We start from the raw sequence: 13257 nt of genomic DNA on the forward strand, positions 1-13257 counted from the left end.
CCCTTGACCTGACCCGCAACGGCGCCGGGCTGACCAGCGTCGCCACCACGCCCAACCAAGCGGCCGTGGGCGGTGCGCTAGAACGCTCCGGTGGCGGCACGCTATACAACGCCATCCTCGGCCTGAACGCCGAAGAAGCGGTAAACGCCTACGACCAGCTCTCCGGTGAAGCCTTCGCCAGCAGCGTAGCGGCCATGCAAACCAGCTCGCAGATGGCCCAACAAGCCGTGCTCGCGCGCATGCGCCAAACCTGCCAATCCACCAGCCAACGTACCTGCTCCGTGCAAAACCCCCTGCCGCTGATGCCCTTGGCCCTGGAAGGCTCGGATGACGCACACAGCTCGGCCTGGGCCTACGCCCTTGGCGGCTGGGGCAGCAACGACGGCGACAGCAACACCGCCAGCATGGACCACTCCACCAGCGGCATGATGTTTGGCTACGACCGTGCGCTTAGTGCGGCCTGGCGTGGCGGCTTTACCACCGGCTACAGCCACACCTCCGCCGATGTGGACGCACGCAACAGCGACATAAGCGTCGACGCCTACCACCTCGGCGCCTACGCCCGTTACCAAGAAAACCGCCTAAGCCTGCGCGGCGGCACGCTCTATAGCTGGCAAGATGTCAGCAGCACCCGCGACGTGGCCTTTACCGGCTTTAGCGACCGCCTCAAGGCCGACTACGACGCCAACACCTGGCAGGTATACGGCGAAGTTGGCTACCTGCTCGACCTCAAAGCAACCACCGTTGAGCCGTACCTCAACCTGACCCACACCCGCTACACAACCGACACCATCAAAGAAAAAGGCGGCGCCGCCAGCCTGGAATCGAAAATCGACGAATCCACCACCAGCTCAACCGTTGGTGTGCGGGCCGCGCAAAACATCAACCTGCAAAACGACATCGACCTGGTAGTGCGCGGTGGCCTGGGCTGGCAACACACCTTTGGCAACGAGATACCCGAAGCCGACATGACCTTTGGTGAAACCGGCGCGAGCTTTACCACCCAAGGCACGCCGATCGCCAAAAATGCGGCAATTGTGGAGACCAGCGTGGAGATGAATGTTGGCCAGAGCAGCAAGGTGCAACTGACCTATGCCGGGCAACTGGCTTCGGATGCCAAGAGCCATGAAATGCGCTTGGAATATAGCTATAGGTTTTGAGTGGAGGGGCGCACGGCTCGTAGGGTGTGCTGTGCGCACCGCTGTTGCTTTTTATGTATTTGGTTTCGCGCCTTACGCACGGACTATAAGGTTCAACACGCAGGGTAAAGAAGACTAACTCTGTACCCAAAGCACACATCAAAAGCGGGTGCGCACAGCACACCCGCCCTACTCCGCTTAAAAATTAATCGTCGTCTGCACGCCAAACGTCCGCGGTGCGATATACCCCGTCGGGTACACCCCACGGGTCGTCACAATCTGCGACAGCACCTTCTCCGACTCATTAGTCCAGTTATTAACGTACCCCGACACCTGCCACGCCTTGTCATTCGGCTGGTAGCTAATCCGCGCATTACCGATCCAGTAGCCCGGAGTCTCCTGCACCGGGTCATTCTGCACCGTAGCGTTGTGGTAGATGTGGCTGCGGTACGACCAATCGGTGCCAACAATTACGCTGCCGCCCAATGCGGTAACAGGAATACGGTAGTCGGTGTCGAGGCGAAATGAGGTCTCCGGCGTGCGGTAGAACTTGTTGCCGCTGGCGTCCAGATCCACGCCACCGATGTTGTAGGTGAAGTTGGTGTATTCAGCGCGCAGCAAACCCAGGCTCGACGACACCCGCCAGAACTCGGTCGGCAGCGCCTCTACTTCGAATTCCAGACCCTTCACATTACCGTCAGACGCGCCGGCGGTGCTGGTGATGGTGGTGCCCGGCACCTGCTGCTGAATGTTCAGTTGCAGGTCTTTGATGTCGTAGTAGAAGGCGTTGGCGTTAGCCGTCAGACGACCATCCAGCCAGGTGGTTTTCAGCCCCACTTCGTAGTCGATCAGGGTTTCTGGTTCGGTCTGAATAATGTCGCCACGCACGATGGACTGGTTAAACCCACCGGAGCGGAAACCCGAGGCGACCCGCGCGTACACCATCACATCCGGGGTGATGAAGTATTCCGGGGTGATATCCCAGGTGGTCTTGTTCCAGTTGGCGTCTTTGCTCAGTTCTGCCGGCGCGACCACGCCGCTGCCGGTAACGGAGTTGGGGCTGCCGCCTGGGCGCACGACCACGATGTTCTGGTTGCCAGCGGTGTCGGTGGCGGTCAGCGTGGTTTCGGTGATGTCTTTGGACTCCCAGGTTTGCCGCAAGCCCAGGGTCAGTGCTGCACGCTCGTTAAAGCGGTATTTGCTGTTGCCAAAAATGGCAAAACTTTTTGCGTCCTGGTCCCATGAACTCTGGCTGTATTGCTCTTGGGTGGTGCCGACCTTGTAGCGAATCGACTTGGTTTTGCTGTCGGCGGTCAGGTCGTAATAGTAGGCGCCGACCAGCCAGGTCAAGGCCTGGTCTTGGGCCGAGCTCAAGCGCAGCTCCTGGGTGAATTGGTGCGAGGAGGTATCGCCCAAGGTGCTGGTCTGGTCCAGCGTGGTGCCGCTGGGCGTGCCGGCCTCGGCGTCGGTGGAGCCGTCGCCGTAGTTCAGCGCGGTAATCGAGGTCAGGGTGTTTTCTGCCAGGTACCAGTTGAGCTTGAAGCTACCGGCAAACAGGTTGTTTTTCGCCGAGCTATCGCCGTTCCAGAAGTCGCTGCGGTTGTCCGGGTCATCGCCGTAGGGCGGAATATAGGTGCTGCCGCCTTGGTTGATGCCGCCATTGGGGTTGGGCCTGGTGACGTTGTTAACGCTGGTGGCGCCGACCACATAGTTGGGGATATTGCCGGTGCGGTATTTGCGCACGTTCAAGTTAAGCAAGCCGTCGAGCTGGTCGGAGAAATTCGCCAGCAACTGGAAGCGGCCGTTGAAGTCTTCCAACTGCGGGCCATCGTCGCCGGTGACGATATTTTTTGCCCAGCCATCGCCCTTCTCGTAATAAATCGCCGCGCGGCCGGCGAGCTTTTCGTCAACCAAGCCACCGCCACTGGCGGCTTCCAACGTTTGCCGGCCAAAACTGCCGGCGCCTAAACGGGCGTAACCGTTGTTATCAAACGTCGGTTTTTTCGAGATGAAATGCAGTGCACCGCCGGTGTTGTTTTTGCCCCACAAGGTGCCCTGCGGGCCACGCAAGACTTCGACGCGTTCCAGGTCGTAGAGCGGGAAGTTTTGATCGCCTTGTAGACCCACTACCACTTCGTCGACGTACACCGACAACGGCCCTTCCTGGTTAGCGTTCGGGTCGTTGGTGCCGATACCCCGCAAGAACCAACGTGGCTTGCCGGTACGGCCACCGGTGTTGCCGCTGGACTGGCCCGAGAGGTTGGGTGCCAAGCGTTCCACATCAGACGAGGTGGTGATGTTTTTATCGCGGATCGCCGTGCCGGAAATGGCGGTAATCGGGATGGGCACATCCTTGAGCTTTTCCGTGCGCTTTTGCGCGGTTACCACCACGGCATCGAGCTGATTGTCGCTGTTGCTATCGGCCGCCTGATCAGCTTTTTCCGCCGCCAGCACTTTGCTTTGTGGTTCCGCTGCCTGCGCCCCCACGGCCAGCAGGCTGGCGGTCAAACCGACGATGCACGCTTGCGACACCGACTGGGCGAGAACTTTCTTTAAGTAATGCGCTGACTCCGGCACTAACACTGCGGTTTTCTCAGCACTCCACTGCTTAGTTAAACGTGACATTAAGCGTGCCCCTGCTAAATATTAAAACTTGGGTTCTGGTTATTAAAATCCAAATTGAAATAGCAGAAACTGTGCCAGGCAGCTAAACAGCCCCGGAAGCGGCGCAAACACTGAAGATGTTTTAAACGCGCGAACTTAATACGACTCGAACAACCCAATAAAAATGCTGCCAAGCGAACAAATAATTGCTGCTCAATTGCTGACCCTGCAACACTCCCCTGTATTTTAACCAGGCAACTAACGTAGCACTGCAATAAACAGAAGAGCAGGGAAAACTGCTACTGATTTCCCCCTACCCAGCATCACCATAGTTCGCTAGAAAACCTGCAAGTCACTCCCCACGCGGCACCCAGCTCGCCATAGAACAGCCAACAAAAGTCGCCTAATGCTTTTTTCGCAGTTGCTTATGCCGTGCTGAGAACGCAGCAATTACAACTAAAACTGCTGTTACAGCAACAATAAAAGCCAACACGCTGCTACCGAAAACAAACAGCAGCGAGTTTCGCCAGCGCTTAAAAGCCGCCGATTAAAACTGAGCAATTCGTTATAAATCGTGCAGTTAGTTAATTGCTCACGGTATTTCCCAAGCATTTAAACCGCCACTTAAACCACGCTTTAAAAAAATGGCATGGAGCATGCTCTGCTGGTTCCCGTGAATAACCACTCAGCTCTTCAAGGAACGGTCATGAGTACGTCTAACCCACCCGTTGAATTGTTTTATACCCGCTGTGGCGCGGCCACGGCCTCGGCGCTGGCCATCCGCAAAAACTGGCTGCAAGACGAGTTCGCTGGCGCCGATACCGTGCTGCATTCGTTGCGTGATTCCCACAGCCTGGCGGTGCGCAATGCGCACTATCACCACCAGCAAACCGGGCTATTTCGTGAGGGCGGAAATATTCCGCCGATCTGGGCCAAAGGCGCCGGCGCGGACACAGTAGTCGTCGGCATTACTTGGCTGGACGAGTACCAAGGCATCCTCACCCGCGCTGACAGCGATATCCGCGATATCGCCGACCTCAAAGGCAAACGCCTAGGTGTGCCGCTGCATAAAAACGCGGTAATCGACTTCCAGCGCGGTGCTGCTCAGCACGGCTACGTCACCGCGTTATCGCTAGCCGGCCTGACCACCGCCGACGTCACCCTGGTTGACCTCGACGCCCCCAGCTACGACAGCGAAGACGGCCCGCGCAGCAGCACCCGCGAACAGCGCGCCGACGTCGCGGTAACCGCGCTGGACGCCGGCACCGTAGACGCCATCTTTTTGCGCTTTACCCGTGGCTATCGCCTGTCGCAAGACCCGCGTTATCGCCAACTGCTGAACATCAACGAGCTGTCCGATCCGCTGCTGCGGGTGAATAACGGCACGCCACGGCCGATCACCGTCGACCGCCAATTCCTCGAACAACACCCCGACGTGGTGGTGCGCTACCTGGCCGTATTGCTGCGTACCGCCGAATGGGCGGCCAGCCACCACGACGAAGTGGTGCAACTGCTGCAACCGGAAGACAGCAACGCCACGGCGGCCGAAGTGATCGGCTCCCATGGCGCGGATGTGCACCTGTCGTTTACGCCGAGGTTAAGCCAGCAATACATCGACGGCCTGACCACGCAAAAGAACTTCCTGCGCGACTGGGGCTATTTGCAAGCTGATTTCAAGGTGACCGACTGGATCGTCAGCGGCCCGCTGGAACAGGCACAAAAGCTGGTCGCCGAGGAAAAAGCCAAAGCCGCTGCGGCCGCATAAGGCATTCGCAACCCACCGCTGTTTAGCCCTTATTTTTTGGAGCAACACCCCATGAGCGCCTTTGAAAAAACCGCTGAGCTGGACCTGATTGCCTATATCGAACAGGCCAAATCCGATGCCGTACACGTGTTCGAAAGCCTGCGTGCCAATGGCACGTTGTCGGCCAGCCTGACGTTCCATATTTCCCATCGCGTGCCAGGCACCGACACCCTGCTGGGAATTCGTTTTCCCGGTGGGTTGGCCCGCAGCCAAGCGCCGAAAATCAGCGTGTCGTCCTTTGCCGAAACGCCGAATTCGCTGCTGCACGAAGCCCGTCTGGAAGCCGACACCCTGATTCACGTGCACACCGCCTGGCTGTCGGCCTGGTCGCTGGCACACAAAGACTTCCCAATCCTTTACGTAGCAGCCGCTCGGCACTTGCTCGCCCGCACCATTCCCAACCACCTGGAACGCACCCGCAGCCCGCTGGAAGTAATCCGCGAGCGTCTGGACAAACACCCGGAACTGGCGCCACCACCGGCCCTGCTGGAATCCAACGGCGGCGCCAATTTCTGGGGCCAGGGCATTATCAAAACTGCGGAAACCATCCTGTTTGTCGAAGAAGCCGCGCGCTTCCAAGCCATTGCCGAGCAGCTCGGTGGCGCCCAGGTGTACACCCCGGGCGCGCTGGAACTGCAATGGAAACGCACCGGCCTGCTGGAAAAATCCGCAGCCTTTAGCGGCTAAGCCGTCGCTTTACATCCGGGAGCGCCTGGCGGTCCCGGCCCTATGGGGCGTGCCCTCACACCCCTGGCTTGCGCATAGAGAACCGCACCGTGAGCAGCAAAAAACGCCAACTGGCTCTTAACGTATTTCTCCACCGCTTCGGTCATCACCCGGAAGCCTGGAGACACCCCAGCTCCACCGACAACGGCCGGCCCAATCTGCAGTGGTGGATCAACGCCGCCAAACTGGCCGAAGCGGCCAAATTCGACACCTTCTTTGTCGCCGACTTTATCGGCCGCTCCGGCGAGGTCACCCCGCAAACCGGCCGCAGCCCGCAGAACTACCAGTTCGAACCGTTCACCCTGCTGTCGGCGATTGCCGCCGTGACCCAGCACATTGGCCTGGTGGCCACGGTCAATACCAACTACGACTCGCCCTACCACGTAGCGCGCAAATTCACTTCGCTTGATCACCTCAGTGGTGGCCGCGCCGGCTGGAACGTGGTGTCGTCATTCTCCGAACACAGCGCAAAAAACTTCGGCATCAGCGAGCCGCGTAGCCATGAAGAACGCTACGAACGCGCCGCCGAATTTATTGCCGTGACCAAGGCACTGTGGGACAGCTGGGACGACGACGCCTTCGACCAACCGGACCGCCAGGCCGGCCAGTTCTACAAGCCAAGCGCCGGGCATCCGGTCAACCACCACGGCAAATACTTCAGCTCCGAAGGGCTGCTCGACTACCCGCGGCCGATCCAGGGCTACCCGGTAATCGTACAGGCCGGCAACTCGGAAACCGGCCTGGAATTCGCCGCCCGCGAAGCGGAAATGACCTATGCCTCGGCGCAGTCACTGGATATCGCCAAGGCTTACTACGCCAACCTTAAAGGGCGTATGGCCAAATACGGCCGCGATGAAGACCAACTGAAAGTCACGCCAGGGTTGTCGGTGGTGGTAGCCGAATCCGACCAAGAAGCGCAGGACCGCTTTAACCAGCTGCAGCAACTGGTCGACGTCAGCAATATATCCTTTGGCGGTTTTGACCTTTCCTCGTACGACGTCGACGGCCCCCTGCCCGACCTGCCCTACCAGGCCGACGCCAATGGCAAAGGGCGCTTCCAACAGCAACTGGACCTGGCCCGCCGCGAAAACCTGAGCATTCGCCAACTGGTACTGCGTTTCAGGGTTTCCCGTGGCCACCTGCAAGCCATTGGCTCGGTTAAAACCGTGGCCGACACCATTGAGCAATGGTTTGTTGAACGTGGCGCCGATGGCTTCAACGTAGTGCCGCCGTACCTGCCACAAGGCTTTGAAGACTTCACCCGTTTAGTGGTGCCGGAACTGCAACGGCGCGGAATCTTCCGCACCGAATATGAAGGCAAAACCTATCGGGAAAACCTTGGGCTCAAGCGACCGGGGAATCCCAGGGACACGCGCACGGCGTGACGCAAGTACCCAGGAAAAAAAAGCCGCTCTCAAACCCAACAAACATCAACCCCCTCTGCCCGCTTGCGGGAGAGGGTTGGGGTGAGGGCTTGGCTTTTCTACATCACCCAAGCCAACCGCCGTACACAAAAATCAAAACCCTCTCCCTACCCCTCTCCCGCAAGCGGGCAGAGGTGATCGATTTGTGTATACCACCTGCTTCGCGTCGCTTGCCTAAACGCACGCAGCCTCCCACCGCATGCCCCGTTTAGCGGTGCTGGAACTTCACCTTTAGGCAAGCGGCAGATACACGCACGGTGTGACGCAAATACCCGATCTCAACCCCAACAAACATCAGCCCCCTCTGCCCGCTTGCGGGAGAGGGTTGGGGTGAGGGCTTGGCTTTTTCTACATTCGCCCAAGCCAACCGTCGTACACAACATCAAAACCCTCTCCCTAGCCCTCTCCCGCAAGCGGGCAGAGGGGAACAATTTGTGTACACCACCTGCTTCGCGCCGCCGCCTACCGCACGCTGCTGCCTCTCCCGCAGCACCCTACTGCTGGCCTGGCAGCAACGCGCTAACAACCGCATAAAAGCCATGTAAAAACAGAAAGCCATAAAAATATAAAAACGCTATTTATCAATTACTTATAAAAACAAAACCATCCACCACAACTTGGTTCACTTCCTGCAATACCCCCCTAACAACCCCGCCGGAACCTACGCCATGTTGTATTACCTGATCACCCGCTTACTGGCGATGATCCCCACGTTAGTGGGGGTGCTGACCCTGACGTTTCTGGTCACTCAATTTGTGCCGGGTGGCCCTGTCGATCATGTGCTGAGCAATCTCGATCAGCAAAGCGCCCGCTCCGGTGCTGAGGGTGGCGCGTCGGGTGGCGGTTGGAGTTATAGCGGCCGACAAGGCATCGACGAGCAGCAGATCGCCCACCTCACCGAGCAGTACGGTTTTGATCAGCCGGTGTTGCAGCGCTACACCTCAATGCTGAGTAACTTTCTGCGCTTTGATTTGGGTGAAAGTTATTTCCGTAACGAGAGCGTCTGGGAGCTGATCAAGTCCAAGCTCGGCGTGTCGGTTTCCCTGGGTATCTGGACCTTTATTCTCACTTACCTGATCTCGGTGCCGCTGGGTGTCGCCAAGGCGGTACGCGCCGGTAGCCGGTTTGATTTCATCACCAGCCTGCTGATTTTGTGCGCCTACGCGGTGCCGGGGTTTGTCCTCGGTGTGCTGCTGATTGTGTTGTTTGGCGGCGGCTCGTTTTGGGATGTTTTTCCGCTGCGCGGGCTCACTTCGGATAACTGGGACGAGCTCAGCGGCCTAGGCAAGGTCAGCGATTACCTCTGGCATATCACCCTGCCCGTGGCCGCCTCGGTGCTCAGTACCTTTGCGCTAAAAACCCTGCTGACGAAAAACACTTTTCTCGAAGAAATCAGCCGCCAGTACGTGCTCACCGCCCGCGCCAAGGGCTTGTCCGAGCGCCGGGTGTTGTGGAAGCACGTGTTTCGCAACGCCTTGCTGCCGCTGGTGACCGGCTTTCCCGGCGCCTTTATCGCGGCGTTTTTTACCGGCAGCTTGCTGATTGAAACGCTGTTTTCCCTCGACGGCCTCGGCTTGCTTTCTTATGAGTCGATCAATAGCCGCGACTACCCGGTGGTACTCGGCAGCCTTTATTTGCTGACCCTGATCGGCCTGCTGACCAAGCTGGTGGGCGATATCGCCTACGTGCTGGTCGACCCACGAATCAAATTCGACGCACAGGTGGCCTGATGACCGCGCAGACTATTTCGCCCCCGAGTTTCTGGCAGCGTCTATGGCGGCGCGTACCGCATGTTCGCGAAGAACTGCTGCCTGCCAGCGCGCTGCAAACCGCACCGGCGCTGTCGCCTGGCCGGCGCCTATGGCTGCGTTTTAAGCAAAACCGCCTGGGTTATTGGAGCCTGATTCTGTTCGCCTCGCTGTACATCATCAGCCTGGCCGGTGAGGTAATCAGCAATGACAAACCTTTGTTGGTGTACTTCCACAACCAGTGGTTTTTCCCGCTGGTCAACGATTACCCGGAAGCGCTGTTTGGCGGCCAGTTGCCGATTTATGCCGATTACAACGACCCATTTATCCAGCAGCAGTTGGCCGCCCCCGGCAACTTTGCCTTGTATGCGCCCAACCCCTATTACTACGACACGCTGAATTACTTCTCCAACGCCGTGCACTACCCCGGCCCGCCCACGGCGGAAAACCTGCTGGGCACCGATATTGCCGGTTACGACATCGTTGCGCGCCTGCTGTATGGCTTTCGCGTATCGGTGACCTTTGGTTTGGCACTGACCCTGATTGGCACCGTTTTAGGCGTGTTGATCGGCGCGGTGCAGGGTTACTTCGCCGGCAAAATCGATCTCGTGGCGCAGCGTTTAATTGAGGTGTGGGGTTCGCTGCCCGAGCTGTATCTGCTGATTATCTTTGCCTCGATTTTTGAGCCGAGTTTGATCTTGCTGGCGGTGCTGTTGTCGCTGTTTGGCTGGATCTATCTGTCCGACTTTGTCCGCGCCGAGTTCCTGCGTAATCGTCAGTTGGAATACGTCAAGGCCGCGCGAGCCATGGGCCTGTCCCATGGGCAGATTATCTGGCGGCATATCCTGCCCAATAGCCTGACGCCGGTGATCACCTTTCTGCCGTTTCGCATGAGCGCCGCCATCATGGCCCTGGCCAGCCTGGACTTTCTCGGCCTTGGCGTACAAGCGCCCGCCCCCAGCCTGGGCGCCCTACTGCTGCAAGGCAAAGAGAACCTCGACGCCTGGTGGATCGCGGTATCAGCCTTTGGTGTGTTGATGCTGACCCTGCTGTTGCTGACCTTTATGGGCGAGGCGTTACGCAATGCCATGGACACCCATATCGCCGACAAGCTGCCGCCGGAGGCTGTGTAATGAGTGCGCCGCTGTTAAGCCTGGAAAACCTGACCATCAGCCTGGGCAACCGCACGGTGGTCGACGATCTCACCCTGCATATCCAACCCGGCGAGCGCCTGGCGCTGGTGGGTGAGTCCGGCTCGGGCAAAACCATTACCGCCTTGTCGATTCTGCGCCTGTTACCGCAAGCCAAGGTGCAGGGGCGCATTCTGTTGCAAGGCAACGATTTGCAGAAAAAATCCATCGGGCAAATCCGGCAGATTCGCGGCCGCGATGTGGCGATGATTTTTCAGGAACCGATGTCGGCGCTAAACCCGCTGTACAGCATCGGTGCGCAGATTATTGAAACCTTGCAGTTACACGAGGGCCTGGGCCCGCGCGAGGCACGGGAGAAAACCATCCGCTTGCTGGCGCGCACCGGTATTCGCGAACCCGAGCGGCGCGTGGACAGCTTTCCCCATCAGCTATCCGGTGGCCAATTGCAGCGCGCGGTGATCGCGATGGCCTTGGCCTGCCGGCCGAAACTATTGATTGCCGACGAGCCGACCACCGCCCTGGATATGACCGTGCGGGCGCGCATCGTGCAGTTGCTGCTGGATTTGCAAGAAGAGGAAGCGGCGCGCAACGACGGCCAGGGCATGGCCATTTTGCTGATCACCCACGACCTCAATCTGGTCCGCCGTTTTGCCCAGCGCGTGGCGGTGATGGAGCACGGCAAGCTGGTGGAGAGCAACAACACCGAAGCGCTGTTTGCGCGGCCGCAACATCCCTACACCATCAAACTGCTGAACAGCCGGCCACAGCGGGAGATTGCCGAGGTGCCGGCGCAGGCCGCCACCTTGCTGCACACCCAGGCGCTGCGGGTCGAGTACGGGAAAAAGATTGCCGGCTGGCGCGGCTGGTTTCGTCAGGATCGTTTTATCGCCTTGGACAGTGCCGATGTCTCGCTACGTGCCGGGGAAACCATTGGTGTGGTGGGCGAATCCGGTTCGGGTAAATCGACCCTGGCCCAGGCCATTCTCAGTTTGATTCCGCTAAAAAGCGGCGCGTTGGCGTTTGATGGGGTGGCCATTGAGCAGCGCACCAGGCAGCAGCGCCGCGAACTGCGCGCCACCTTGCAGGTGGTGTTTCAAGACCCCTTTGGCTCGCTGTCGCCACGCCAAACCGTGACGCAGATTGTCGGCGAAGGCTTGGCCCTGCACTTCCCCGCCCTAAGCGCCGCGCAACGGCTGCAACGCATTGTGGACGTGCTCGGCGAAGTCGGCCTGCCGGTTAGCGCCCTAAGCCGCTACCCCCATGAGTTTTCCGGTGGTCAGCGGCAACGCATCGCCATTGCCCGCGCCCTGGTGTTGAAGCCACGGGTGGTGGTGCTCGACGAGCCGACCTCGGCGCTGGATGTGTCGATTCAAAATCAGATCTTGCAGTTGCTGGTCAGCCTGCAGAAAAAGCATGGCCTGAGCTATGTGCTGATCAGCCATGACCTGGCCGTGGTGAATGCCTTGGCGCACCGCCTGTATGTGCTCAAAGACGGCGTGATCGTTGAGTCTGGCGACACCGCCGAACTCATCGCCCGTCCCCAGCACCCCTATACCCAAAGCCTGGTTCAGGCCTCGTTATAAGCCGGCCCGTGGAAACTTTATGACTCGAACGACCTTGTTATCACGCCCACGTTTCTACGCGGTACTGGGCTTGTGCGGCGTGCTGTTGGCCAGCCCGTCGGCAAGCATGGCGGCTTATGCGGTGGCGCAATTTGGCACACCGAAATACCCGGCCGACTTTCAGCATTTTGACTACGTAAACCCGCAAGCACCCAAAGGCGGCACACTGTCGATGTCGCTGGTGGCCACCAACAGCAGCTTTGATAAATACAACCCCTATAGCCTGCGTGGCACGCCACCACCAGGGCTGCTGGAACTGGTATTTGAAACCCTGACCATCAACGGCATGGACGAACTGAATACCCAGTACGGCCTGCTCGCCGATGATATTCAGGTGGCCGATGACTTCACCTCGGTGGTGTTTCACCTCAACCCCAAGGCACGCTTTAGCAATGGCGATACGGTAACCGCCAGCGACGTGTTGTATTCGTTTAAAACCCTCACCGACGGCAAAGCCAGCCCGCGTTTCAAGGCCTACTTTGCCGAGATTGCCGACGTGCAGGTGCTCGACCCCCAGCGCGTGCGTTTTGCCTTTAAGCGCAAAGGCCGCGACCTGTCGTTTATCGCCGGCAGCCTGCCGGTGTTCTCGCCAAAGTGGGGGCAACAGGCCGATGGCAGCCGCGTGGCCTTTGACCAATTGCGCTTCGAGCAGCCGGTGGCCAGCGGCCCCTACCTGATCGATAAGGCCATTAGCGGGCGCGGGATTATTTACCGGCGCAACCCTAACTATTGGGCCAACGACCTGCCGGCGCGCCGCGGTTCATTTAACTTCGCCAGCATCGATTTCAAGCTCTACAAAGACCGCGACACGCAAGTAGCCGCCCTGCGCGCGGGCGACTACGACGTGATCAGCGAAACCCAAATGCGTTACTGGTGCTGCCAGTACATCGGCAAACGCTTTGACCAGGGCGAGTTGGTTAAGCGCCAGTTTGCCCATCGCAACCCACCGGCCATGAATGGCTGGGTGGTCAACCTGCGCAAGCCGCGTTTTCAAGACCCTCGCGTGCGTGAGGCATTGAACTACGCGCTGGATTTTGAG

The 13257-nt window shown here is 58.9% G+C and carries 9 protein-coding genes; 8 read left to right on the top strand and 1 reads right to left on the bottom strand.

Going from position 1 to position 13257, the window contains the following annotated elements; genetic code table 11:
* Positions 1-1160 (top strand): autotransporter domain-containing protein (locus AAAB16_RS20820; protein ID WP_340665046.1); only part of this gene is annotated, 1160 nt, incomplete at its 5' end.
* A 177-nt stretch (positions 1161-1337) separates the two neighbouring features.
* On the opposite strand, the gene AAAB16_RS20825 is transcribed toward AAAB16_RS20820, so the two are convergent.
* A complete protein-coding gene (locus AAAB16_RS20825; protein ID WP_340665047.1) occupies positions 1338-3764 on the bottom strand; it encodes a TonB-dependent receptor in 2427 nt (808 codons plus the stop codon).
* A gap of 685 nt (positions 3765-4449) precedes the next feature.
* On the opposite strand from AAAB16_RS20825, the gene AAAB16_RS20830 reads away from it, so the two are divergent.
* The 7 genes from AAAB16_RS20830 to AAAB16_RS20860 all read left to right on the top strand — a co-directional run.
* Complete coding sequence (locus AAAB16_RS20830) at positions 4450-5508, top strand: ABC transporter substrate-binding protein (RefSeq protein ID WP_340665048.1); 1059 nt, start codon at positions 4450-4452, stop codon at positions 5506-5508.
* A gap of 51 nt (positions 5509-5559) precedes the next feature.
* A complete protein-coding gene (locus AAAB16_RS20835; protein ID WP_340665049.1) occupies positions 5560-6234 on the top strand; it encodes a class II aldolase/adducin family protein in 675 nt (224 codons plus the stop codon).
* A gap of 89 nt (positions 6235-6323) precedes the next feature.
* Entirely contained in the window at positions 6324-7658 is a 1335-nt protein-coding gene (locus AAAB16_RS20840) for an LLM class flavin-dependent oxidoreductase (RefSeq protein ID WP_340665050.1), read from the top strand.
* Positions 7659-8365: 707 nt separating this feature from the next.
* A complete protein-coding gene (locus tag AAAB16_RS20845) occupies positions 8366-9427 on the top strand; it encodes an ABC transporter permease subunit (RefSeq protein WP_340665051.1) in 1062 nt (353 codons plus the stop codon).
* Positions 9427-10578: an ABC transporter permease gene (locus AAAB16_RS20850; RefSeq protein ID WP_340665052.1), complete on the top strand. Its 1152-nt coding sequence runs from the start codon at positions 9427-9429 to the stop codon at positions 10576-10578. The genes AAAB16_RS20845 and AAAB16_RS20850 overlap by 1 nt, the downstream gene beginning before the upstream one ends.
* Complete coding sequence (locus AAAB16_RS20855) at positions 10578-12179, top strand: dipeptide ABC transporter ATP-binding protein (RefSeq protein ID WP_340665053.1); 1602 nt, start codon at positions 10578-10580, stop codon at positions 12177-12179. The genes AAAB16_RS20850 and AAAB16_RS20855 overlap by 1 nt, the downstream gene beginning before the upstream one ends.
* 19 nt (positions 12180-12198) lie before the next feature.
* Positions 12199-13257: extracellular solute-binding protein (locus AAAB16_RS20860; protein WP_340665054.1), on the top strand; the 1059-nt coding region annotated here is incomplete at its 3' end.

It is taken from the genome of Pseudomonas sp. (assembly GCF_037994325.1).
In the GTDB taxonomy this organism is placed as follows: domain Bacteria; phylum Pseudomonadota; class Gammaproteobacteria; order Pseudomonadales; family Pseudomonadaceae; genus Aquipseudomonas.